The sequence below is a fragment of the Actinomyces sp. oral taxon 170 str. F0386 genome (genome assembly GCF_000195595.1).
Taxonomy (GTDB): domain Bacteria; phylum Actinomycetota; class Actinomycetes; order Actinomycetales; family Actinomycetaceae; genus Actinomyces.
This window is the reverse complement of record NZ_GL882511.1, coordinates 168,461-191,683: the sequence shown is the minus strand read 5'-3', so window position 1 is coordinate 191,683 and position 23,223 is coordinate 168,461. Positions and strand designations below refer to the sequence as shown.

Below are 23,223 nucleotides of genomic sequence, written 5' to 3'. Positions count from 1 at the left end.
GATCTCGCCGCCGCAGACGACATCAGCCCGGGGAACTCGAGCAGCGGGGCGGAGGCGCCCCAGAGGCGCCCGTGGGTTCCCGCGCGCTCCTGTGGCATGATGGCGTCGGCCATGACGGGCGCCCACCACCGCCCACAGTTCCCATCTATCGGAGCGAGTTCTATGCACGTCCTCATCACCGGAGGCGCCGGCTTCATCGGCGCCAACTTCGTCCACCAGACCCTGGTGCGCCACCCCGACGCCAGCGTCACTGTCCTGGACAAGCTCACCTACGCCGGTAACAAGGGCTCACTGGCGGACCTCGACGACCGCGTCAACCTCGTCGTCGGGGACATCGCCGACGCCGACGTCGTCGACCCGCTCGTGGCGCAGTCCGACGTCGTCGTTCACTTCGCGGCCGAGTCCCACAACGATAACTCGCTGCGCGACCCCTCCCCCTTCATCCAGACCAACCTCGTGGGCACCTTCACCCTCCTGGAGGCGGCGCGCCGCCACAAGACGCGCTTCCACCACATCTCCACCGACGAGGTCTACGGAGACCTGGAGCTGGACGACCCGGCCAAGTTCGAGCCGACGACGCCCTACAACCCCTCCTCCCCCTACTCCTCGTCCAAAGCCGGGAGCGACCTGCTCGTGCGTGCCTGGGTGCGCTCCTTCGGCGTGGAGGCCACGATCTCCAACTGCTCGAACAACTACGGGCCCTACCAGCACATCGAGAAGTTCATCCCCCGCCAGATCACCAACCTCATCGACGGCGTGCGCCCCAAGCTCTACGGTGCCGGCGAGAACGTGCGCGACTGGATCCACGTCCTGGACCACAACGACGCCGTGTGGGACATCATCGAGAAGGGCCGCATCGGCGAGACCTACCTCATCGGCGCCAACGGCGAGAAGAACAACAAGGAGGTCGTCGAGCTGATCCTGGAGCTCATGGGCCACGAGCCCGACGACTACGAGCACGTCGCTGACCGCCCCGGCCACGACATGCGCTACGCCATCGACAACTCCAAGCTGGTCGAGGAACTCGGCTGGGCGCCGCGGTTCACCGACTTCCGCTCCGGTCTGCAGGCCACCATCGACTGGTACCGGGGCAACGAGGCCTGGTGGCGTCCGCTCAAGGCCGAGGTCGAGGCCAAGTACGCCGCTCAGGGGCAGTAATACTGCTCAGTAGCTCGTTCTTGTGTGGGGTCCCCGGGTCACGGGGACCCCACAGTCGTCTCACCGATGCCCGTCCGGGCACTCGGGCGGCTCGCCGCTACGGACGTGAGACGGCCGGATAGGCGAGATAGGCCAGGCGAGCGGTGTTGGCCCGCGAGCGACGCAGCCCCGACTGAATGACCCCGAGCATCATCCATAGGAAGCCCATGGTCACCAGGCCGATACTCAGGAAGAGGGTGGGGAAGCGCGGGACGTTTCCGAACTCCAGGAAGTGCCATACGATCGGGATCCCCAGGACGACGGCGACCACCCAGGTGAGGAAGCCGAGGGTGCCGTAGAAGAGGATCGGGCGCTCGTCGCGCACGAGCCTGGCGATGAGGCCCAGGATCTTGAAGCCGTCGGAGAAGGTGTTGAGCTTGGACTCCGTACCGGCGGCGCGCTCCTTGAAGCCGACCGGGACCTCGATCTGGGGCACACGCAGGGTGGCGGCGTGGACCGTCAGCTCGGTCTCGATCTCGAACTCGCGGCTCATAGCGGGGAAGGACTTGACGAACCGGCGGGAGAAGACTCGGTAGCCGGAGAGCATGTCGGTGACGTGGGTGCCGAAGACCCGGGAGGTCAGGCGGTTGAAGGCCTTGTTGCCGGCCTCGTGCCCGGGCCGGTAGGAGCTCTTCTCCTGCACGTCGCGGCGAACGCCCAGCACATGATCGTAAGGGCCCTTCAGGAGGGTCGCGATCATGGAGGGCAGGGCCGCGGCGTCGTAGGTGTCGTCGCCGTCGATCATGACGTAGACGTCGGCCTCGACGTCGGCGAAGGCCCGGCGGACCACGTTGCCCTTGCCCTTGCGCTCCTCGCGACGGACGATGGCGCCGGCGGCGGCCGCGACCTCGGCGGTGCGGTCGGTGGAGAGGTTGTCGTAGACGTAGACGCGCATCGTGGGGACGGCCGTCAGGAGGTCGGTGACGACCTTCCCGATCGCACCCTCCTCGTTGTAGCACGGGACGATCGCTGCGATGTCGAGGCTGGAAAGATCCACCTGGTTCCAATCAGGACGGGAGCCGAGCAGGCGCTATTCTAGCGGCACCCGCTCCCAGGCCGGTGATTGTGCTGGTGACGCGGGTGCTCATGCGCTTGTCATGCGTCCCCGGACTGGAGAACAACGCCCGTGCCCCTGCCTCTGCCGACCTGGCTCTCCCCCTCTCGATCCAACCATTGCGAAGGTTCTGTGGGCCTGCGTCAGGACCCGGTGGGAGGGAGGACTCGTCGTCGGCGGGCGGTGGCGTCAGTACTCTTCGCGATCGCCTTCGCGGCCGTGGACGCCGCCTCGCAGGTGGTGGGCCGGACCCAGCCGGGAACCGGGACCCTCGTTAAGGGGTCCTTCACTCCAGTGCGGCTCCTGGCGGCACTGGTTCTCAGCGGCGCTGTGTGCTGGGGCTTCCTGGCACTGGTCGACCTGGCCGCACGACGTCGGTCTCGCAGGTCCCAGAGCACCGACGAGCGGCCGGGGGACGGGAGGTCGAGCCGTCGTCGTCTGGCGCTGACGGCCTTCCTGGTGCCGCTGGTGTGTTGGACCTTCGTGTACGCGCACCTGTGGCCGATGGCCTCGATGAACGACACGGCCTGGATCCTGCGCAACCCGACCGGTGCCGGGGCACAGCACCCCATCACCTACACCCTGACGATCGGGGGCCTGTTCCGTCTGGGGCGACTGGTCGGGGGCGATCTGGCCGGCGTCGTGCTGCTGTCAGTGGGGCAGATGCTGCTGTGGGCCACGTGCGTAAGTGCCGTCACGATCTTTCTGGACCGCAAGGGCGCCTCACGCCGCATGACCGGGGTCTTCATCGCCTACTGCACGCTCATGCCGCTGGTGGCCGACTACTCCTTCGCCGTGGTCAAGGACGCGGCCTTCTCCCTCTTCGCCACCCTGCTCATCCCGGTGCTGCTGGTGGTGCGTTCCAGTGCCGGGAAGGTGCTGCTGAGCCGACGCGGCACGGCGGTGGTCGTGGCGGTCCTGGCGGGCTTCGCGCTCATGCGCAACAATGCCCTGCCGGTGGTTCTGGTGGTCCTCGCTCTGGTGGTGTGGTGGTCGCGGGTGCACCTGCGCCGGGCGGTGGCGGTGAGCGCCGTCGCCCTGGTGCTCATTGTCATTCCACCGGCTACGACGGCGCAGGCATCGCACGCCGAGGAGGCGCTGGGGATCCCGCTGCAGATGGTCGGTTACACCCTGGTCCACGACGCCGAGTGCCTGCCGCCGGCCAGCCGGCAGGTCTTCGACACCGTCCTGGAGCCCGGGGTCTGGAGGCAGGTCTACCGGCCCAACAGCGTCGACCCGGTCAAGGACGACAAGTCCTTCAACACCGCCTACCTCGATGCACATCGTGGCCAGTTCCTGTCCGCCTGGGGGCGGGCACTGGTGGCCTGCCCCAGACCCTTCGTCACCGGATTCCTGGTACAGACCGCCAACCTGTGGCGCTTCGACGCCGATCCGATCCGCACCGACGGGCAGTCCCGCTTCGTGACTGCGGTCTCGAACTACCCGGCCGATCGGGACCGGCTGATCCGTGCCTACGCCCGGGCAGGCGTCGTCAACCACTCGCTCCTTCCCCGGCTGCTGCGGCCGGTGGGGGGCGCCGCCGCGCGGGGCATGGAGGCCACGCCAGGTCAGGGGACCTGGATGTGGGCGCTGGTGCTGAGCGTGGTGGGGTTCGTCTACGCCGGGCGGCGCGAGTGGGTGGCGATCTACACCCCCATGGTCCTGCTGTGGGCGACGCTCATGATCGCGGCCCCCACGGTCACGCCGTTCCGCTACATGGAGCCCATCATCATGGTGGTGCCGATCGGGCTCGCCGTCCTGCTGGGCACCGACCGCGCCACCTGGGAACCAGTGCCCCCACCCCATGAAGGACAGCTCACATCTTGATATGGAGGCAGCAGAACAGTCCATCAGCTTGAATCAGTATGTCGTACGAAAGCTGGCCACAGCCTCCTGAAGCACCCTCGTGAACCATCCGCTATCACCCCTGTGAGGAGATTCCCGTGATCCGCATCGTCGCCACGTTCCATGTCCGCCCCGACGCCGTCGAGGAGTTCCGCGCACTCGCCGGTGAGCTCGTTGAGGGCTCGCGGGCGGAGGAGGGCAATATCGCCTACGACCTGTGCGTGGCCCGGGACGATGCGGCCTCCTTCGTCGTGCTCGAGGTGTGGCGCGACGACGCCGCGATCGAGTCCCACAACGCCTCGGCGCACTTCACGACCCTGGTGCCCCGGATGGTGGGCCTCGCCGCCGAACCACCGTCAGTGGTCCAGTACATCGAGGCCTGAGTACGGGGGCCTGGGACCGTCAGCCGTATCAGCCGCAGGCCGTGATGCGCCACAGGGAGGCGCTGCCCTCGGAGTCGACGAGCTCGAGCCCCTCGGCGGGGACCTGAGTCAGGGCGGAGTCCCAGCGCAGGGGGGCTGATCCCGTCTCTGAGCCCGACGCCGTGGCGTCCGAGCTGCTGTAGAAGTACCTGACGCCCAGCCGGTTGAGGAGCGTGCAGACCTCAGAGCCCTCCTGTCCCAGGGTGGGCCAGACGGAGGCCAGGGCGTCTTCCGGCGTGTCCTCATCGGCTCCGGCGCGCGTCGGGTAGACCACGTGCACCCCGCCCAGGGACCACCAGTAGGTGGCTCCTCGCGACGGCGCACCCAGGACGACGGCGTCGTCGGGCAACGTGCCACGAGACCGTTGAATCAACCTCATGGCGTCCTCGGTCAGGAGCGTCCCGTACTGGATGCGCTGCGGGTCGTAGACGGAGGCGACGAGATTGCGCTCCAAGGGGACCCGCGCCGCCACCGGCAGGAGCACGAGCGCTACCAGCATGGCGGTAGCCGTCCTCCCCGGCCGCGCCCCGCCGACCCGTGAGGCCGTCCGGCGCAGCGTCGCCCACAGTCGCTGCCCGGGCTGTCCGGCGCCCGCCTGCGCCACGAGGATCAAGGCCGGCAGGATGGCGAGCGGAAGGATCCGGGCCTTCTGCAGGTACCAGGGGGAGCCGAGCTGCCGGCCGGCCCACTGGGGGCCGCCCACCAGAACCAGCAGGAGCAGCACCAGCATCCACATGACGAGCCAGGGACGATGCTCCCGTCGCGCATGTGCCGACCACGCCGCTGCCAGGGTGAGCAGGCCGATCACGATCCCGATGGGCACGGTGGCACCCGGGACCGCCCCGTACATCGGCAGGTCGATGAGCGCCTGCCCCAGGGTTGCCGCGGCGCTGGCCACTCCCCCGGCGGGACGCTGATAGCCCAGGACGGAGGCCAGGGAGCCGCGCATGAGCCAGGCTCCCGTGCCCAGCACCAGCACGACCGCGACCGCTCCAGTCGTAAGGAGGGCCCGGCCGCCCCGGCTGCCTGTGCTGCGGCGCCACAGGGAGGCGGCTGCGTCCACTAGGAAGGGCAGGGGCAGGACGGCGAGGTTGAACAGGCCGGTGCCGTGCGCGGCCACCACGCCACCGGCCGCGGCCAGGGTGAGGAGTATCCGTGCCAGGTGAGGACGCCACGAACCGGTTCCCCGGCGCAGCAGGTCGTAGAGCACGAGAACACCGGGAAGCCCCAGGACGCTCAGGGTGTAGGGCCATACCGTCAGGGACGTCGTGAGCAGCATGGGGAAACCCACGACCCCGGCGCTGAGCGCCAGCACCGCGGCGACCGCGCAGACCCGTTGCCGCCGGCCGGCGCCCTCCGCCTCCGACTCGCAGGCGGCGTCGAGGCCGGTGACCCGGGCGAGCAGGCCCAGGAGACTCAGCGGCCAGACCACCGTGGTCAGACTCAGGGCCCCAGCGGTACTGACTGGGACCGGGCCGCCCGGAGCCAGTGCCAGGGCCCCGTGCCAGACCGTGGGGTAGTAGACGGCGCGACCGGAGTAGAGGGCGGACAAGCCTCCCAGCATGGAGGCGTTGCCCCCCTCCCGGATGGCCGCCACCGCATTGAGGTGGAAGGTCGCGTCGAAGGCCTGCGCGGGGTAGCCGGGGCCGGGCAGGGCGGACAGGATCGCACCGGCCGGCACGACAATGGCCACGGCCAACCCACCGGCCAGGATCATCCGCTCGGCCCGGCTCCACGGCGCTGATCGTCGCTCGCGCTCTGACGCGGGGCCGGCGACCAGGCGCGCCAGAAGCGCTGCGATCGCGGTCAGCGCGGCGATGACCGCCCATCCCCAGGGGCGCCAGGACAGTGCCAGAGCGTGAGCGAGGATCTCCGCGGCCCCAATGAGCGCCGCTCCTATGGCGGGGGCCACTGCCAGTGACAGCAGTGCCCTCAGGCGAGCAGCTCGCCCGACGACCCAGCCGGGCACGAGCAGCAGGCCGGCCACGACGAGCGTGGCGGCCGCCAGGGTCCAGCCGGAGGCACCGGCCAGCTCCGCCGCCGCGCTCGCGCTCACGCCTGCCGCCGGGGTCAGTGCATCTCCCGGATCACTCGCCTCCGCCGATGGTCAGGCGGGGAACTCCCGCCCACCTGGCGGCTTCGGTGGCGCGGCGACCGTCCAGGAGGAGGCGCAGCCCGGGCAGGTCGGCGGGGGTGAGCTCGCGGTACTCGGGGTGGTCTGCCTGGACGATGGCGACGTCGACCGGCTCCCCCAGGTGGTAGGCGGTCCAGCCGAAGCCGGCCAGCTCGTCGTCGGTGTACATGGGGTCGTGGACAAGAGCCTCGGCACCGGCCTCGCGCAGAGCCTTCACGGTGGGGAAGACGCCGGAGAAGGCGGTCTCCTTGACCTTGCCGCGGTAGGAGGCGCCCAGGACGACGACACGCAGACCCTTCAGCGAGCCGAGGACCTCGGTGGCCCGTCCCACCACGTAGGCGGGCATGGTGGCGTTGAAGGTGCGGGCGGTGCGCACCACCGAGGCGTCGGGGTCGGTGGACAGGTACAGGCGCGGGTAGACCGGGATGCAGTGCCCACCCACCGCGATGCCGGGGCGATGGATGTGCGAGTAGGGCTGGGAGTTGCAGGCCTCGATGACGCGCTCGATGTCGAAGCCCGCCTTGTCCGCGTAGACGGCGAACTGGTTGGCCAGGCCGATGTTGACGTCGCGGTAGGTGGTCTCGGCGAGCTTGGCCATCTCGGCCGCCTCGGCGATGCCCATGTCCCACACGCCGTTGGGACGGGGCAGGTCATCGCGTTCGTCGAAGTCGAGAACGGACTCGTAGAAGGCGATGCCGGCTCGGGTGCCGGCCTCGTCCAGACCACCCACGAGCTTGGGGTAACGGCGCAGGTCGGCGAAGACACGACCGGTGAGAACCCGCTCGGGGCTGAAGACGAGGTGGAAGTCGGCGCCCTCCTTCAGCCCGCTGATCTCCTCGATCATGGGCTTGAAGCGGCCCCGCAGAGTGCCCACCGGCAGGGTGGTCTCGTAGGAGATGAGGGTGTTCGGGGTCAGGTGGGCGGCCAGGGAGCGGGTGGCATCATCCATCCAGGCGAAGTCCGGCTCCCAGGTGGCGTCGTCGACGAACAACGGCACGACGAGCACGATCGCGTCGGCGCCCGGGATCGCCTCGGCGTAGTCGGTGGTGGCGCGCAGGGCGCCGTTGCCGGTGGCGGGGCTCAGCGGGGCGAGCTTCTCGGCCAGGTGGGCCTCGCCGGGGAAGGGCTCGGTTCCAGCGTTGACGGCCTCAACGACGGCGGGGTTGACGTCGACCCCGATGACCTCGTGGCCCTTGTCTGCGTACTGGACAGCCAGGGGCAGTCCGATCTTGCCCAGGGCGACGACGGCGATGCGCATGCGGGTTGGTCCTTCCGTGGCTTCTGGCGTGGCGGGTCCACCATACTCGTTCGTTCGCGCCGCCCGGCTGGCGACCGGGCGTCCTGCCTCACTGGCCGCGCTACTGCTCGCCGGAGGGCCAGCACAGGTCGATGCGGTAGACGGCCGCCGTTCCACCCTGGTCGACGAGGGTGAAGCCGTTGGAGACGTCGACGTCGTACAGACCCGGGCGCAGCTTCTGGTTGGCCACGCCGTTGAAGCGCTGCGGCTCGTCGCTGTAGAAGTGGGTGATGCGATGGCGGCGCACGATCTCGCACACCTGTGGATCGAAGTGGATGTCACGGAAGTGGGTGCGCAGGTAGAGGCCGTCGGCGTCACTGTCCGCCTGCCCCGCGAACATCCATACCGGGCTGCGTCCGGCCATGAAGGGGAGCATGGCGGTGCCCGCAACGGGGTCGCCCAGCACGTAGGCGTCCGGGGGGAGCTCCGTACTCAGGCGCTTGATCATGTCCATCTCGGCGGGTGAGGCCACCAGACGGGACTGGCCGTACTTCGGGGAGAAGGCGCCCTTGACGTCCGCCTTGACCGCGCTCATGCTGCTGGCCACCCCCAGGATGAGGACGAGCGCGCCGACCACGACGGGGCTGCTCGTGATGATCCGGCCGGCCGGTGCTCGGCCCGCCGGGGCTCCAGGACGACTCATCCGGGCCTGATCGGGGCTCCTGTCATTGCCGTCGGCCGCGGTGCCGGCCTTCCCGACCCGCCGACGCCGCCACGCCAGGAACCAGCCGGTCAGCGCATCCAGCCCGAGTGTGACGAGGAGGAGCGCGGGGACCACCGTCATGGCCTTGATCCGGTGCGGGTTGTTGTAGAACACGCCGGTCATGGCTGACAGGACCGGAACCGGGGCCAGCGCCGCCAGGATGAGGAGCATGCAGGCGACCCAGGCCACCACGATGCCCCGGTGGTGCCTGCGCCAGTAGGCCAGCACCGCGCCGAGCACACTGAGGCAGGCCATGATGATGTAGGCGGCGCGGATCTCCCAGCCGCCTCCGCCGTAATAGAGCAGGAACGGGATGACCAGCTTGGCGAACAGTGGATCCCAGCTGCGGTCGGGTCGCCTGCCGAAGTGCGCCTGCTGCGGTCCGGGCGCCATGACAAAGACGGCGACCGCGATGACGACAGCGATGGCGATGCTCAGCAGGATGATGCCGCGTCGTCGGGCGGCGCGATCGTGCTGACGCAGTCCCCGGATCCCCGCCAGGACGATCCCCATCCAGGCCACGGCCACCAGGGGCCAGCCGATGATGATCGCGGTCGCCGGATGCGTGACGACTGAGCCCATGACCGCGGCGGCCGGTGCCGCCAGGACGATGAGGGGACGGCGTCGGCGCCCCACGGTGATGAGCCAGGCGGCACGGCGCCAGGCGGCGACCGCCCAGGCGACGGTGGCCGGGCACGCAGCCAGAGCCAGCCCGTAGGGCCACACGGCCGTGTCGGTCAGCAGCCGGATGGGGAAGATCGGTGTGAGTGCGCCGGCCCCCAGGACCAGGTACACCGAGCCACGGATCTCCGGGAGGATGACCCGGGCCAGGTAGGCCATGCCAATGAGCCACACGAGGGGCACCACGAGCAGCAGGGTGTTGGTGGCCGGGACCACCTGGTACCAGCCGACCGAGGCGAGGGTGACGATCTCGTGCCACACCATCGGGTAGAAGGAGTGGTGACCGTCCATCCCGAACATGCCTGCGTTGCCGTCGAGCATCGAGGCGTTGCCGGTGTGCTCAATGAGCCAGGCCTGGTTGTAGTGGTAGAGGGAGTCGGCGGACTGGATCGGGATGGTGGGCGACGATCTGGGCAGGATCGGCAGGATCATGATGATCCAGGTGACCGCGATGGCGGCCCACATCAGTGGCTGGGAGCCGAGAATGGAGCGGGTGTCGGGCATCTCGGGCTCACCCGGCGCTCCCATGGAGCTGGAGTACGGGCTGGGCGCCGGCAACCCGTGCGGGGCCGGTTCGGGGGCGAACCAGGTGCGCAGCGTGAGCACCTGACCCTTGCGCCTGACCCACAGCCATCGCCCCACGACGACGACCGCGGCGCACAGGAGCAGGTAGGTGATGATGGTGGGCAGGTGCCACCACACGCCCAGGCCCCGGAAGAGCACTCCCCCGAGCCCCATGAGCAGGAAGGTGAGGGCCGGGGCGCAGGCGATGCGCGCCAGTCGGAACCGTGCTCCGCCCGCGACGAGGAGCAGCCAGCCGGGAACGAAGGTCGCGGCGATCAGCGCGACCAGCAGCGGCAGGGCAGAGAGCCAGGTCACGATCCAGGTCATGCGCCGCGCACCACCGTGCGTAGATGTCGTGCCACGGCCTCACCGGTGGCTCGCAGGGAGCGGTGGTCCCGCACCCAGGCGTGGAGCCGGCGGGCCCGGGAGGTGTCCTGCGCAGCGATCCGGTCGGTCTCGTCGAGCGCCCGGGTCATGGCCCGGGCGACGTCGTCCTCGGTGTAGTCGGCCACCCATCCCAGGTCGTGGGTGGTGAGATCCTCGACGACGGGGCCCACCCCGGCGTAGACCACCGGGACGCCGCAGGCCAGGGCGGCCAGCACCTTGGTGGGGTAGGCGAAGTCATAGCCCTGCCCCGGACGGATGGACACGAGGCTGGCAACCGCGCCCCGCTGCCAGCGAGCTGCGTCAGAGGCGTCCATGAGGCCATGCATGACGACGGCGGGGGCACCGTCGGGGTCGGGCGGCAGAGTCGAGGCGACCTGGGCAATCTTCTCCCAGTCCGAGCCCTGCCCGATGTAGAGGATCTGAGCGGTGGGGTGAGTGCGCCGCACCTGTGCCAGTGCCGAGGCGAAGATGTCCGCTCCCTGCCACTCCGAGGCCGTACCGGCGTAGATGAGATAGGGGCCGGTGATGCCCAGCTCGGCACGCTCGGCGTCGGAGGGCGGCTCGCCGGTGGGCTCGAAGACGTCGGTGTCGATGCCGTTGGGAACCACCACCACGTTGCGGGCGCCCAGGGCGCGGGCGCGCTCGGCGACCTCCTCGTTGATGGCGATGACGCACCGGGCACCACGCATCGCGTAGGACTCGGCGGCACGCACCGCCCGCACCACCGTATCCGGGGCACCGGTGGAGGCGGCGGCGTCGGACCAGACGTCAGGGGCGTACCAGACGTAGGGCAGACGGCGCAGTGCGCAGATGGTGCGCGCCACCACGCCGGTGGTGGGCGGCGGCTCGACGAGGACGACATCGGGTCGGGAGGCCAGGCCCAGACGCAGGGCGAGGGGCACGTCGAAGGAGAGGTAGGGCAGATAGCCGCGCAGGTAGCCGCTGGCGTCTCGCAGGGCCGGCCAGCGCGAGACGCGTACGCCCCGGGGGTCGTCGACCTGAGGCGCCGGTTTTCCGTCCCGCCCGGGCACGGTCGTGGTCAGGGCCCGCACCGGCACACCGTGGCGAGCCAGGGCGCGTTCGACACCGTCGAGCCGGAAGGAGGCGGCAGCGGCCTCGGGCAGGTGGATACGGGTGGCCAGCAGCGCCCCACCTCGTGGGAACCGGGTCATGGCTTCCTCTCTGTCCCACCCAGGACCTGGGCGACGGTGCGGGCCCGGGCCCTCCAGGTCTGATCGGGCAGGACCTGACGCATGCGGCGGCGCACGGCCTCGATCTCCTCGGGGACCTCCCGCAGACGCCGCAGCAGGCCGCTCAGTGCATCGGTGTCGTAGTCCAGGACCCAGCCGATCCTCATCTCCTCGACGAGGCGGCCGGTCTGGGTCCCACGCACGGCGATGACGGGCAGCTCGTGGGCCAGGTACTCGTAGAGCTTGTAGGGGACTGCGAAGTCCCAGTAGGGGTTGGGCTCGGTGAACAGGACCCCGAGATCGGCTCGCTCGTAGAGCGGTAGGAGATCACTGCCGGAGCGGTGGACGACGTCGGCCCGTCCGGCGGGCAGGAGCGGGGTGTAGTGCTCGCGGGTCTCCTCCCAGGTCTCCTGGCGCACGCACAGTGTCACCCGTGTTCCCGGGGCCCGGCTCACAGCCTGGAGGCAGGCGTCCAGCCGATAGTTGTCCTGAAGCACGCCCACGAAGAGCAGCTCGAGGTCCCCGCCATCGTCACTGCCGTCGCTGCCATTGCCGCACGCGTCACCGGGCTCGACGTCGGGCGCCCCGGGCGGCAGGGCGCTCATGCGTGCCGGGTCCACGTGGGGGACGTGGCGGGCCATGGCCCGGCTGGGCAGGAAGAGGTGGAGGCCCGCCTTGTCGAAGGCCATGAGCTCGCTGCGGTAGGCGACCTGGAGCCCGGCCTCGAGAATCGGGTTGATGCCCTCACGGAATCGGGGGAAGCGCCAGTAGACGTCACGGTAGAAGACGCCAACGGGCACGCCGGAGCGCTGGCAGTGACGGAAGAAGGCGGCGTCGAGCACGGGGTGGACGGGCAGGTGGAGCGGCTCGGTCAGCGCGTTGGGGATGGTCGCGTTCTCGCTGTAGACGAACTCGATTCGCTCCCCTGCCGCGATCGCCGCCCATACCCGGGCCATCGCCCGACGCCGCTGCGCGGCGTAGCCGGTGACCTCCATGATCCGGTAGCCGAGGTCTGCGAAGGCCCGTCGCATCGCCAGGGGACGCAGCATGGAGGCGGCCACCCGATCCGGCTGAAGCGGAAAAGGAGCGTGGAAGACCATGAGCCTGTCTGCGCTCATGACGTCACCTCCGTCTTGTGCATGGGTCCCGGCGGCCCACAGTGGGTAGGACTTCCGACCCACGGGATGCTGAGCGATCATCTCACGCCTCACAAGAACCGATGAGGCGCTTCCCTATTGTCGGGCAACGCTGAAGCCCAGTGGAATCCGCTGGGCGTCTTCCGCGTCACGTGTCACAACTGTGACACACTGAGCGCCGTCAAGCGGCGCAGGCGCACCGCAGCACCGAGCCTACTCGGGCGACTCGACGCCGCGGACCGATCAGAGGATTTCGAAGGATTGAGGGCAACGGTGAACGTTATCGACGTCGAGCTTCGGCTGACGAGTCCGCAGTGGCAGCAGACCGGGCCGTCGGACGGCACCGCCGAGTCCCTGTGGATGCGTTGCGACACATCCTGCCCTGATCCGACCGATCCAGAGGTCCTCGCCTCCCACCCGGGACGCCTGACCGCCATCCGGGTCAACGACGATGAGGTCATCCTGGCTCAGGATCGGCTGCGCTCCTGGCCCCTGTTCTGGGCCCTTGAGAACGGGGCCGACGGCCGGCGGCTCATCATCAGCGACGACGCCACCGCCATGCGCGGGGCCCTGAGCGCCCCCCGGCTGGATCCGCGAGCCCGCCGGGAGTTCCTGGACGCCGGTTTCATCTCCGGCACCGACACGCTGCTGGCCGGGGTCCACCAGACCGAGCAGGGCGCGATCGTGCACATCGACCGCGACACCGGCCGGGCCCGCACGGTCACCCACTCCCTGGCGCGGTTCTCCGAGGAGTCCGCCATGGTCACCGACCCCGAGGAGTTCTCCGGCCTGCTCCTGGCGGCGCTCGACGCCGGCATGGGCCGGGTCCTGGAGGACCTGGCGGCCCGGCCGGGCTCACCGCGGCTCGTGCTGCCCCTGTCGGGAGGACTGGACTCGAGGCTGCTGGTGGCGTGGCTGACACTTCACGGCACCCTGGACAGGGCGGTGGCCTTCACCTACGGACGCCCCGGAACCCGGGAGGTCGAGGTCTCGCGGAAGGTGGCCGAGGCGGTGGGCCTGGAGTGGCACGCCGTTGACTACGTCCCAGCCGAGCTGCGCGAGGCCTGGCAGACGCAGGACGCAGCCGACTTCCTGGAGTACGGCTACGCCCTGGGGGCGCTGCCGCACGTGCAGGACTGGTACGCCCTGCGCAGCCTCCTGGAGCGCGGCGTGGTGCGTCCGGGCGACGTCGTCCTGCCGGGGCACACGATCGTGGGCAACATGCACGACGAGCACCTCCTGGAGGAACCACGCGTCACCCGCGGTCGGGTGGCCAGGGCGATCCTCGTCCACCACCAGGAGCTCCAGGGGGACCAGCGGCGCGCCTATGCCGACCCCTACCGGGCCGCGAAGGTCCGCGACTTCCTGGCGCTGTGGCCCTTCACCGGCAGTCCGCGTGACGTGCAGAGCATCCTGGAGTCCTACAACGTCCGCGAGCGCCAGACCAAGTACATCAACAACTCCATGCGCGCCTACGAGCACCTGGGGCTGGAGTGGGCGCTGCCCATGCTGGACGTGGAGTTCTGGGAGGCCTGGCACCGCGGCGCCGTGGAGCTGACGGCCACACGGGACTTCTACGCGGTCTTCATCGGGCGCCTGTGGGCCCGGGCGACCGCACTGGCCGCCGGGGCCGAGGCGGACGCCGCAGGCCGTGATGCAGAGGCGGACCTGCCCTACTTCGCCGCCACCGAGGTCAGTGAGGAGACGCGCTCGCGGCTCAAGACCGTGCTGTCGCGCCTGCACCTGCTGGGGCTGGCCGAGCGGACCTTCTCGGCGTGGGCGTCGCTGCACTCGACCATGGCCTTCGAGGCCTTCATCACGGACACGCCCCTGCCGGTGGCGGCCGCCGAGCTCATGGGCGGGCGCAAGCTCCTGGGCTTCTGGACGCGTGCCTTCGTGAATGACGCCTGGTGCCGGCGGTGCCGGCTGTTCACCGACCTGCCTGTGGCCTCCCCGGCTGAGCTGGAGGCGGCGGCCTCGGAGGAGTGAACCGTCCTTTCCCTCACAGACGACGCGGCTACGTGTCGCCTGTGAAGAAAAGGTCGATGCGCGATCAGTGTGTGAGAGAACCGCCGGCGACCTCCTCGTGGAGGCGGCGGTAGGCAGCACCCACCTGGGCCGAGGAGAAGCTGTCCCCAATGGTGGCGGCGATGGCGGCCGCGCCGAGGGGGGCGAGGCGCTCCACGGTATCGACGACGGCATCGGCCCACTGCCGGCTGCCGGCCCCCAGGGGCAGGACCGTGCCGTTGGCGTCGGTGACGTACTCGGCCTGGCCTCCGGCGTCGGAGACGACGACGGGCCGCCCGCTCGTGATGGCCTCGGCCGCCGAGACGAAGAAGTTATCCCCGCGGGTGGGGCCGATGAAGACGTCGGCGCGGGCGAGCTCGGCGCGTACGCCCGCGGCGTCGAGGTTGCCGGTCAGGCGGGTGCGCTCGCCCAGGGCGGGGTCGGCGGCCAGGCGCTCCTCGATGTCGGCGCGCAGCGGCCCCTCTCCCACGAAGGTCATCGTGGCCGGGACTCCCCGGGCAGTCAACTCGGTCAGGACGTCGAGGCAGGCCATGGGATCCTTGCGCTCCACGAGTCCGCCGACGGTGACCATGTTGATGCTGCCGGTGTCCTCGCCACCGGATGGCTTGCTCACCGCGCCCTGGGGCTCGACGATGCAGGGGACGACTTTGGTGGGCAGGCCGCGTCGCAGGGCGCGGATCGGGGTGGCCAGGTACTCGCAGACGGCGGTCACCAGGTCGGGGCGGGCCAGGCCGTGGCCGACGACGGGGATGGCGGCGCGCAGGGCGGGGCCGAGTGTGTCCGGGTTGGTCAGGCCGGACCAGTGCTCGGTGTGGACCCAGGGCAGGGTCAGAGCCTGGGCGTGGTCCAGGGCGGTCAGCGGCAGGAGCGTGCTCATCGCCATGGAGTGCAGGACATCGGTGCCCTTGAGCGCGGGACGCAGCCGGTCGGCGGCCCGGGCGACGGACAGCGGGTTGGAGGGCTTCATGGGGATGGACAGGACCCGCATGCCCTCGAGGGTGCGGTGGCGGGCGCCGTCGTCCTGGTGGGGCGGGACCAGGTGGATGATGCGCACGTCCTGTCCGGCGTCGCGGATCGCCGCGCTGTCGCGCAGGACGAAGGAGCCCGAGCTGGGTGCCCGGTCGGTGGGGAGCCAGGTGGTGACGACGGTGACGCGCATGCCCCCATGCTAGGGCCTATCGCTAGGCAGGAGCCTGGCCGTGTGGGGGCCTGACCCGGGGCACGCATTCGAGCAACGTGATGGTCGCTGGAATCCCGTGAGGTCAGGTGGCACGGATCCACCTGGGGTGGACACCCTGGCCGCCGACGGCGCCGGCGGCCGGTCGTGTCGCGCCGGGCTTGATCGGCGCCACCTCAGGTGGCCAGATGTGAGCGCAGGTTGCGCAGCCCATACGGCATACCAGCACCCCACCGTCGGGGCCTCAGGAGGAGGCCGCGCATCGGCACCTGTGCTGCGCATAGGATCGGCCCATGCGCGTTGTCTCCGTCGTCGGGGCCCGGCCCCAGTTCGTCAAGCTCGCCCCGGTCGCCCACGCCATGGCTGCTGCCGGGGTGGAGCACGTCATCATCCACACCGGGCAGCACTACGACCCGATGCTCTCCGACGTCTTCTTCACCGACCTGGGGATTCCGGCGCCCGATGTTCACCTGGGCGTGGGCTCGGGCGGGCACGGCGCCCAGACCGGGGCGATGCTCGCCGCGCTCGATGAGGCCCTGCCGCCCCTGTCTGCGGACTGGGTCCTGGTCTACGGGGACACGAACTCGACGCTGGCTGCGGCCCTGGCGGCCGTCAAGCTGCACATCCCGGTGGCCCACCTGGAGGCGGGGCTGCGCTCCTTCAACCGGGCCATGCCCGAGGAGATCAACCGGGTCCTGACCGACCACGCCGCGGACCTGCTCCTGACGCCCACCGTGGTGGGGGCCGAGCACCTGGCCGCCGAAGGGCTGGCGAGCAGCACCGTCGTCGTCGGCGATGTCATGACCGACGTGCTCCTCCAGGTGCGCGACCGGGTCTCGGGCTCCCCCAGCCCGGTCATGGAGGAGCTCTCGCTGACTGAGGGCTCCTACTCCCTGGCCACGATCCACCGGGCCGAGAACACCGACGACGCCGAGCGCCTGAAGAGCGTCCTGGACTCCCTGGCCCGGGTGGACCATCCCGTCGTCATCCTGGCCCACCCGCGCCTGGTGGCCAAGTGCGCCGAGCACGGCCTGGCCCTGGAGAGCCGGGGATCGCTGCTGATTCATCCTCCGCTGGCCTACCCCGACCTCATCGCCTCGGCGCTTCATGCCCGCGGCGTCATCACCGACTCCGGCGGCCTGCAGAAGGAGGCGTTCCTGCTGCGGGTGCCGTGCACCACGGTGCGTCCTCAGACCGAGTGGGTGGAAACGGTGGAGCTGGGGTGGAACCGGCTGGTCGAGCCCGGGGAGGCGCTGGTGGAGGCGGCATCGCGACCACGGCCGGCCGAGCCGCCCCAGGCCGACGCACACCCCTACGGCGACGGCCACGCCGCCGAGCGCGTCGTCCAGGAACTCACCGCTCACCTGCCCGGCTGACGGCCGGATTCGACGACGCACAGCAGGCACTCTCCCGGAGCGCACTGGGGCCGGGCGGCCGGGCCTGAACTTCTGCGCATCTTGAGAACGGCGATTTGCTGTGGGGACGTACTTTCATCATCGACGACTGCGGTCTGACATCAGTCGTCAACGACAAAGCGCAGTCCTCGCGAGAAAAGTACGTTCTCACTCCTCCTACTTGCCGGCACCAGAGCCAGTCTCCGGCACCGGAGGCGCGGTCACCTTCACCGTCTCAGACAGATAATTCCTTAAATCCACCTCCCCGCCATCACCGCGACTTACGACACACCCCTCAGGCACAACTTGATCGAATACAGCATTCAATTCAGTGGCGACCTGCACGTTTCGATCGACACAGGAATTCACCAAACCCCCACTTTCAAGCATGCACTGATCAATACAGACCAACATCGCATCACGTAAGCCAACCTCATCCCTCAAAAAAGCACAAATTCTCTGAAACGCATTGGCTTTCTTCGGTTGACCATCGTTGTTTGAATCGTCATTTCCTTTTGGTTTACCACCGTCATTTGAATCGCCATTTCCTGCAGAAAGTTTCACAAATAGAGCTAGAAGAAACCGAATAAACCACCAGACAGGCAGGCAAATTACTACAATCCCCCAGCAAGACGATACTGCTCCGATGAATAACATTACATACATCGCCCACCCTAGAAGGGAAAGCATGGAAGCAAATACAAATAGTGCACCGCGCCCAAAATTCGACCCACCCACCGCGATGCTATTAGAATTCGCATAGAGAGCTAACGGAATCAACAACTCAAAAAGTAGAGCCACAAACACCATATAGGCAGCCAACACAACGACACCGCCAATATTTGCGGAACCAAACCTCGCCACAATTACTACAAATGATGCAAGCACCGCAAGACACACACCTGCATTTTTTCCCAATAACGCCCACCGCCCCTTACCATTTTTACACACTAAAGCGCTCACTACCTTTTTAATCCGAGGTAATTCTCCGTCCTTTCCGACCTTAAAAGGATGGGCGTCACCACTTTCATTATGACATCTATATTCTGCTAGATTCGCTAAACGAATAAGACTATACGCATAGCTACTAACCACTCCTGCGCTACTTCTTATAACAAAGGCGGGTAAGATTGAAACAATTAAACTCAAGACAACCAGAACCAGGAAGACCACAAGACTGAATCCCCTCCAGCCTCTACCTCCAGCTAGAAATCCGTAGCAAACCACTATAAACCCATACAGACCACAGAGCATTGCCGTGAGAAAAATGGCTGTGTCTTCCCTTACGGAAGCATCCATCGTTCGTTGCAACCAAGCTCGATACACGTGCGAGTCTTCAGGAAGATCTTGCACCTCCCACACCATTCCACGTAACACTATCGCCAACCCAACCACCGCAGCCAAGAGACTAAACAATGCAGACGAACCGGCATTGGATTCTTCCACAGTAAGGTCTTTGAATAAGTTAAAATACAACCCGAAAACACTGAGTGGATTATCCTCAAAAGAGGCACGAAGGCGTGGCCGTATCAACAAATGCACCAGAACAGCAACGGCACACCACCATGACGTAGCAATGAGACCAAACAACAAACTTCCAATAAATCCGGGCCTGCGAGAAGACTTGAGCGAGCGAAACGGAGCGCTCTGCGTACTAGGCGACACATCGTGATCCATCATGCGTCATTTGTATCACCAGCACAAAGTCCAATCAACCTTGAAATAGAAACACCCTGAGAGCCCTCAGTGGAACTCGCTCGTCGATTCAACTATTGAAGGATTTTATTCGCGGGATTCGCAGTCGGTTCCACCATCCTCCTGTGAAACACGAGCGAACCGGTGTCCACGCAGCGGACATAGCTGAGCCCGCAGCCGACGCGATCGACGAGCATCCTTGAAATTCCGCGGTTCTCACTCGGCTTCCAACGTCCTTGTAACCTTCATGTCCGCAGCATGGACACCTGTCACCGCGGATCCAGCGCCCCTCGCGCCAAGCATCGCGTCAAACCCCGTGAATAGGCCTTAAGGGATCATTCATCCGGCCTGTCGTTGTGACTATCGGTAGGAGCGACGATTTGACGGCGATTAGTGTCCACACAGTGGACATAAGCGCCACAGTCATGTCATAGCACACACGAGAACCGCAGGATTCTAAGGCCTTCTCTGAGACATACTCTGACCGTCGAGTCAGTCATATCCGCTGTGTGGGCACCGAGCCGCTGACACACCGCAGGAGAACGGCAGATCCGACGACGGACCTCATGAATAGCCCGCGAGGCACCTTGAATTCAGCCCTCGAGGGCGATGAGGCCGTCGACGAACTCGCGGTACTGGCGCTGGGCGTCGGACATCTCGGCCCAGGTGGCGTGCGCGTCCCGGCTCATGGCCTCGTACTCCGCGTCGCCGAGGTCCATGACCGACTCGATGGCGTCGGCGATCTGCTCGGCGGTGGTCTCCACCGGGATGAGTCGGCCGTTCTCGCGGTCGTGGACGATCTCGCCGGTCCCCCCGGCGGCCGTGGCCACCACCGGCAGCCCCGCCGCCTGCGCCTCCATGACGGCCACCGGCACGCCCTCGCCGTCGGAGCAGTTGAGGAAGCAGGAGAAGTCCGTCGTCGCGTAGAGCTCGCGGACCTCGGTGTTGGTCAGGTGCCCGGTGAAGGTGACCGGGGTCGAGTCGATCCGCTCCTCGGCCCGGGCCCGCATGGCCGTCAGGCGCTCGTCGTCGAACTCACCGATATGAGTCCAGGTGACCTTCCGGCCGCGCCTCTCCAGCTCAGCGACGGCATCCACGATGAGGTGGACCCGTTTGTAAGGCGCCATGTGCGAGCAGGAGACGAGCTGGAAGGGCTCAGTCCGATGCCGCTCGTGGCGCGGGGCGGCCGGCACGCCCAGGCGGCGCACCTCAATGGTGTCGGCCTTGGGGAAGCGGCGGCGCAGGAAGCCGGCCGCGTACTGCGAGATCGGGTAGACCCGATCCACGGCCCGCATGACGAAGCGGCGCGAGGGGACGTAGCCGCGCGGCGCGTCGGCCTCGTCGACGTCGTAGGCGTGCGCCCGGGAGACGACCTTGACCGGCCGCCCCTTCAGCTCGCGGCGCCGCAGCATCCCGCCCAGAGCCGCCCCGGTGAAGAACCAGTAGGAGTAGATCGTCAGACGATCGGCGCCCTCCAGACCGAGGCCCGGCAGGAGCCGGCGCATCCGGCCGTAGGCGCTCAGGGCGATCGCCGCGAAGCGCACATCCATCCCGAAGCGCCCGAAGCTCTTCCACGGCGGGGTCTCCACCATCCGTTCCCGTCCCAGCAGGATCTGCGGGGCGCGCAGAATCGCGTGAAAGCGCCAGTCGGGCAGCCGAGAGGCCGGCAACAGAGCGCAGCGGGCGTTAGCCGGCAGCGCGCGGGTCTGACGGGCGCCCTCGCTCAGGCGCACCGGGACGACGACGACCTCGTCGTAGGCGGCGCACAGTGTCTCGATCTCCTGCTCGAGGAACTCCTCCCCCACCTCGTAGGGGTAGAAGTCGGTGAGCAGGAGCAGGCTGCGTCGGCCAGACCGCTGCGTGGTCGGGCCCGTGCGGTTGCTCGGGCGCGGTGCGTGCGTCATAGTCCCGTGGTCCTTCCTAGCTCTCCTGGGTCTGGAAGCTGCCCACGCGCTCGCCGGCGTCGAACTGCTTGGCGGCGTGGTCGGCCAGGGCGGTGTTGGCCACCAGCAACGCGGCCATCATGGCGCCCAGGACGTAGCAGGTGGCCAGCAGGTCCAGCGGGGACCAGTACAGCCAGGCCAGGGGCAACGCCGTGTAGAAGACGTTGAACCCCAGCATCCAGTCCTGGTGCTCGGTGACGATGAAGAGATTCGAGATCGGTGAGGTGATGAGCATCATGAACAGCCAGGGGGTCAGTGCGCGGGCGAAGCTCCCGGACTCGGCCCACCGCTCCCCGAACAGCAGCGGGAAGAGCCACGGCGAGAGCACGTAGATGAGCGCGAAGGGGATGATCCCGATGAGCACCGCCCGCCTGATGGTGACCCGGACCAGCGGACGCATCTGCCCGGGCTCGATCGTGGAGAGCTTCTGGAAGAAGACCCTGGCCACGGCGCCGTTGATGAGAATGAGCGGTGCATCGAGCACCCCCCACGCCATCTGGAACTGCCCGAGGGAGGCCACCGAGTAGCCCGAGATGAGCAGGGCGATGCCGTTGGTCCGCAGCGCGTCCCCCAGGGCGTTGGGGCCGTTGAGCAGCGGCATGCGACGGTATCGGTGGGCCGACCAGCGCAGAGACGGAGCGCCCTCGGGGAGCCGTCGCCACAGGGCCTTGGCCTGACGCCCCAGGTTGGCGAAGGCGAAGATCTGGCCCGCCGTGTGCCCGAGCACCAGTCCGGGCATTCCTCCCAGGCCCGCGATCCCGAGAATGAACTGGCCCCCGGTCAGGCCGATCTGCTGCTCGGCCTGGTTGACCGCGATCGCGCGGTAGTCGCTGTTGCGGTTGAACCAGTACTTGAACAGCTCCACGCCGGACATGAGGAAGGTCGTCAGCCCCACCAGCGGCATCCACAGGGCCACCTCGTGCCCCCACTGCCGGGCGATGACGCCGTTGAGTGGGAAGGAGACCACTGTTGCCAGCAGCGAGACCACGGTCAGGCACACCATGCCCAGGCGGGCCACGCTCAGCGCCTCGGCCTCCTTCTTGGGCAGCATGATCGCCATGTCGTAGCGCAGCGCGGCGACCGCCACCAGGATCGAGGCCACCGACACGTAGGTCCCCAGCAGCCCCATGTCATGAGGGGTGTAGACCCGGGCCAGGACGATCTTCATGAGGAAGGTGACGCCCTGAGCCACCGCCGTGCCCGTCACCAGCGTCAGCACGTGGCGCAGGAACGGCGAGGAGTCCATGACCGACCGGGCCCGGGCGAGCAGCGCTGCCAGCGGGCCCGTCGAAGCAGGCAAGCGGCTCAGAGCTCGACCGTCCGGTTCTCGCTCGCCGAGGTCAGGACCGCCTCGACGACGTCGAGCGTGGCCACGCCCTCGGCCATGGTGACGTGGCGCTGGGCCACGCCGCGCACGGCGTCGCGGAAGCTCTCCTGCTCCAGGGCCAGCGGCTCGCGCTTGGGGATCGCGTAGCGGATGACGTCGCCTTCACTGACCCCCCGGAAGACGGCGACCTGGTCCCAGGTGGAGGCCACGGTGCCGTTGGCGTGAAAGGTGAGGTCGCCGGTGAGGGTGTCGGCCACGAAGGCGCCCTTCTCACCGGTGACGATCGTGACGCGCTCCTTGAAGGGGGTGAGCCAGTTGACCTGGTGACTGACGACGATGCCGCCCTCCAGCAGGCCGGTGGCCACCATCATGTCCTCGGTCTGCCGGCCGGAGCGGTGCGTGACCTGCGCGGCCACGGAGGTGTAGCGGGCGCCGGCCACCCAGGAGGTCAGGTCGATGTCGTGGGTGGCCAGGTCCTTGACGACGCCGACGTCGCTGATGCGCGCCGGGAAGGGGCCCTGGCGGCGGGTGAGGACCTGGTAGACCTCGCCGAGCTCACCGGCGTCGAGGCGCTCGCGAAGCGCCCGCAGGGCCGGGTTGCAGCGCTCCACGTAGCCGACGGCGCCCACCAGCCCGCGCTCGGCGAAGGCGGCGGCCACGCGGCGGCCGGCGACGGCGTCGTGGGCGATGGGCTTCTCCACCATGGTGTGCACGCCGGCCTCGGCCAGGGCCAGGGCGACGTCCTCGTGGTAGACGGTGGGGACGGCCACCATGGCGGCATCGAGCCCGGCGTCGATGAGGGCGTGGACGTCGGGCAGGACCGTCAGGTCCCCGGCCACGCCGAAGCGGTCGCCGCCCGGATCGGCCACGGCCACCAGCTCCATGCCCTCGGTGGCGCGGATGACCCGGGCGTGGTGGCGTCCCATGGAGCCCAGGCCGATGAGCCCCACGCGCAGGGGGCTGTCGGCCGTGCCCTTGTCGGACAGGTAATGGGCCTCGGGAAGGCCGGTGGTTGTGGCCAAGCCGTCGAGGGCAACGTTCTCACACAC

17 protein-coding genes are annotated in these 23,223 nt (G+C 68.3%); 6 read left to right on the top strand and 11 right to left on the bottom strand.

What is annotated here, in order from left to right:
* Positions 1-162 precede the first annotated feature (162 nt).
* The gene (gene rfbB / locus HMPREF9056_RS01595; protein ID WP_034513300.1) at positions 163-1,158 is read left to right on the top strand and encodes a dTDP-glucose 4,6-dehydratase; all 996 of its coding nucleotides are present in this window, start codon (positions 163-165) and stop codon (positions 1,156-1,158) included.
* Positions 1,159-1,255: 97 nt separating this feature from the next.
* Here rfbB and HMPREF9056_RS01590 read toward each other — a convergent pair whose 3' ends face one another.
* Entirely contained in the window at positions 1,256-2,194 is a 939-nt protein-coding gene (locus HMPREF9056_RS01590; RefSeq protein ID WP_009402229.1) for a glycosyltransferase, read from the bottom strand.
* A gap of 189 nt (positions 2,195-2,383) precedes the next feature.
* Between HMPREF9056_RS01590 and HMPREF9056_RS01585 the strand changes: the two genes are divergently transcribed.
* The 3 genes from HMPREF9056_RS01585 to HMPREF9056_RS01580 are packed head-to-tail and all read left to right on the top strand — an operon-like array spanning position 2,384 to position 4,479.
* Complete coding sequence (locus HMPREF9056_RS01585) at positions 2,384-4,078, top strand: DUF6020 family protein (RefSeq protein ID WP_253269891.1); 1,695 nt, start codon at positions 2,384-2,386, stop codon at positions 4,076-4,078.
* Entirely contained in the window at positions 4,056-4,148 is a 93-nt protein-coding gene (locus HMPREF9056_RS14955) for a toxin-antitoxin system HicB family antitoxin (RefSeq protein WP_087942154.1), read from the top strand. Before HMPREF9056_RS01585 ends, HMPREF9056_RS14955 begins: the two co-directional genes overlap by 23 nt.
* A gap of 46 nt (positions 4,149-4,194) precedes the next feature.
* Positions 4,195-4,479 carry a putative quinol monooxygenase gene (locus HMPREF9056_RS01580; protein WP_009402227.1) on the top strand — a complete coding sequence of 95 codons (285 nt, stop codon included), beginning with the start codon at positions 4,195-4,197 and terminating at the stop codon, positions 4,477-4,479.
* A 28-nt stretch (positions 4,480-4,507) separates the two neighbouring features.
* Here the strand turns inward: HMPREF9056_RS01580 and HMPREF9056_RS01575 are convergent, their stop codons facing one another.
* The 5 genes from HMPREF9056_RS01575 to HMPREF9056_RS01555 form a co-directional block, all read right to left on the bottom strand.
* Positions 4,508-6,574 (bottom strand): DUF6541 family protein, encoded by a 2,067-nt coding sequence (locus tag HMPREF9056_RS01575; RefSeq protein WP_009402226.1) that lies wholly within the window; start codon positions 6,572-6,574, stop codon positions 4,508-4,510.
* Between the two features lie 31 nt (positions 6,575-6,605).
* Positions 6,606-7,910: a nucleotide sugar dehydrogenase gene (locus tag HMPREF9056_RS01570; RefSeq protein WP_009402225.1), complete on the bottom strand. Its 1,305-nt coding sequence runs from the start codon at positions 7,908-7,910 to the stop codon at positions 6,606-6,608.
* A 100-nt stretch (positions 7,911-8,010) separates the two neighbouring features.
* The gene (locus tag HMPREF9056_RS01565) at positions 8,011-10,224 is read right to left on the bottom strand and encodes a DUF6541 family protein (RefSeq protein ID WP_009402224.1); all 2,214 of its coding nucleotides are present in this window, start codon (positions 10,222-10,224) and stop codon (positions 8,011-8,013) included.
* Positions 10,221-11,456 carry a glycosyltransferase family 4 protein gene (locus HMPREF9056_RS01560; protein ID WP_009402223.1) on the bottom strand — a complete coding sequence of 412 codons (1,236 nt, stop codon included), beginning with the start codon at positions 11,454-11,456 and terminating at the stop codon, positions 10,221-10,223. The genes HMPREF9056_RS01565 and HMPREF9056_RS01560 overlap by 4 nt, the downstream gene beginning before the upstream one ends.
* Positions 11,453-12,592: a glycosyltransferase gene (locus HMPREF9056_RS01555; protein ID WP_009402222.1), complete on the bottom strand. Its 1,140-nt coding sequence runs from the start codon at positions 12,590-12,592 to the stop codon at positions 11,453-11,455. The genes HMPREF9056_RS01560 and HMPREF9056_RS01555 overlap by 4 nt, the downstream gene beginning before the upstream one ends.
* A 291-nt stretch (positions 12,593-12,883) precedes the next feature.
* Here HMPREF9056_RS01555 and HMPREF9056_RS14845 point away from each other — a divergent pair, with 291 nt between their 5' ends.
* Positions 12,884-14,599, top strand: coding sequence for an asparagine synthase-related protein (locus HMPREF9056_RS14845; RefSeq protein ID WP_009402216.1), 1,716 nt, complete (start codon positions 12,884-12,886; stop codon positions 14,597-14,599).
* Between the two features lie 64 nt (positions 14,600-14,663).
* Here the strand turns inward: HMPREF9056_RS14845 and HMPREF9056_RS01545 are convergent, their stop codons facing one another.
* Positions 14,664-15,797 carry a glycosyltransferase gene (locus tag HMPREF9056_RS01545; protein WP_009402214.1) on the bottom strand — a complete coding sequence of 378 codons (1,134 nt, stop codon included), beginning with the start codon at positions 15,795-15,797 and terminating at the stop codon, positions 14,664-14,666.
* A gap of 311 nt (positions 15,798-16,108) precedes the next feature.
* Here HMPREF9056_RS01545 and wecB point away from each other — a divergent pair, with 311 nt between their 5' ends.
* Positions 16,109-17,191 (top strand): non-hydrolyzing UDP-N-acetylglucosamine 2-epimerase, encoded by a 1,083-nt coding sequence (gene wecB, locus HMPREF9056_RS01540; protein ID WP_009402209.1) that lies wholly within the window; start codon positions 16,109-16,111, stop codon positions 17,189-17,191.
* 195 nt (positions 17,192-17,386) lie between these two features.
* Here the strand turns inward: wecB and HMPREF9056_RS14010 are convergent, their stop codons facing one another.
* The 4 genes from HMPREF9056_RS14010 to HMPREF9056_RS01525 all read right to left on the bottom strand — a co-directional run bounded on the left by HMPREF9056_RS14010 (position 17,387) and on the right by HMPREF9056_RS01525 (position 23,223).
* The gene (locus HMPREF9056_RS14010; RefSeq protein WP_157184976.1) at positions 17,387-18,889 is read right to left on the bottom strand and encodes a hypothetical protein; all 1,503 of its coding nucleotides are present in this window, start codon (positions 18,887-18,889) and stop codon (positions 17,387-17,389) included.
* Positions 18,890-19,497: 608 nt separating this feature from the next.
* Positions 19,498-20,808 (bottom strand): glycosyltransferase, encoded by a 1,311-nt coding sequence (locus HMPREF9056_RS01535; protein ID WP_009402202.1) that lies wholly within the window; start codon positions 20,806-20,808, stop codon positions 19,498-19,500.
* Positions 20,809-20,824: 16 nt separating this feature from the next.
* Positions 20,825-22,093 carry a lipopolysaccharide biosynthesis protein gene (locus tag HMPREF9056_RS01530; protein ID WP_009402200.1) on the bottom strand — a complete coding sequence of 423 codons (1,269 nt, stop codon included), beginning with the start codon at positions 22,091-22,093 and terminating at the stop codon, positions 20,825-20,827.
* Between the two features lie 59 nt (positions 22,094-22,152).
* Positions 22,153-23,223, bottom strand: coding sequence for a Gfo/Idh/MocA family protein (locus tag HMPREF9056_RS01525; RefSeq protein ID WP_034513297.1), 1,071 nt, complete (start codon positions 23,221-23,223; stop codon positions 22,153-22,155).

What these genes read in the sequence shown, in the direction of transcription:
- rfbB (WP_034513300.1), top strand. Translation starts at nt 163, where the DNA reads ATGCACGTCCTCATCACCGGAGGCGCCGGCTTCATCGGCGCCAACTTC.
- HMPREF9056_RS14955 (WP_087942154.1), top strand. Translation starts at nt 4,056, where the DNA reads ATGAAGGACAGCTCACATCTTGATATGGAGGCAGCAGAACAGTCCATC.
- HMPREF9056_RS01570 (WP_009402225.1), bottom strand. Translation starts at nt 7,910, where the DNA reads ATGCGCATCGCCGTCGTCGCCCTGGGCAAGATCGGACTGCCCCTGGCT.
- HMPREF9056_RS01565 (WP_009402224.1), bottom strand. Translation starts at nt 10,224, where the DNA reads ATGACCTGGATCGTGACCTGGCTCTCTGCCCTGCCGCTGCTGGTCGCG.
- HMPREF9056_RS01560 (WP_009402223.1), bottom strand. Translation starts at nt 11,456, where the DNA reads ATGACCCGGTTCCCACGAGGTGGGGCGCTGCTGGCCACCCGTATCCAC.
- HMPREF9056_RS01555 (WP_009402222.1), bottom strand. Translation starts at nt 12,592, where the DNA reads ATGAGCGCAGACAGGCTCATGGTCTTCCACGCTCCTTTTCCGCTTCAG.
- HMPREF9056_RS01545 (WP_009402214.1), bottom strand. Translation starts at nt 15,797, where the DNA reads ATGCGCGTCACCGTCGTCACCACCTGGCTCCCCACCGACCGGGCACCC.
- wecB (WP_009402209.1), top strand. Translation starts at nt 16,109, where the DNA reads ATGCGCGTTGTCTCCGTCGTCGGGGCCCGGCCCCAGTTCGTCAAGCTC.
- HMPREF9056_RS14010 (WP_157184976.1), bottom strand. Translation starts at nt 18,889, where the DNA reads ATGATGGATCACGATGTGTCGCCTAGTACGCAGAGCGCTCCGTTTCGC.
- HMPREF9056_RS01535 (WP_009402202.1), bottom strand. Translation starts at nt 20,808, where the DNA reads ATGACGCACGCACCGCGCCCGAGCAACCGCACGGGCCCGACCACGCAG.
- HMPREF9056_RS01530 (WP_009402200.1), bottom strand. Translation starts at nt 22,093, where the DNA reads ATGGACTCCTCGCCGTTCCTGCGCCACGTGCTGACGCTGGTGACGGGC.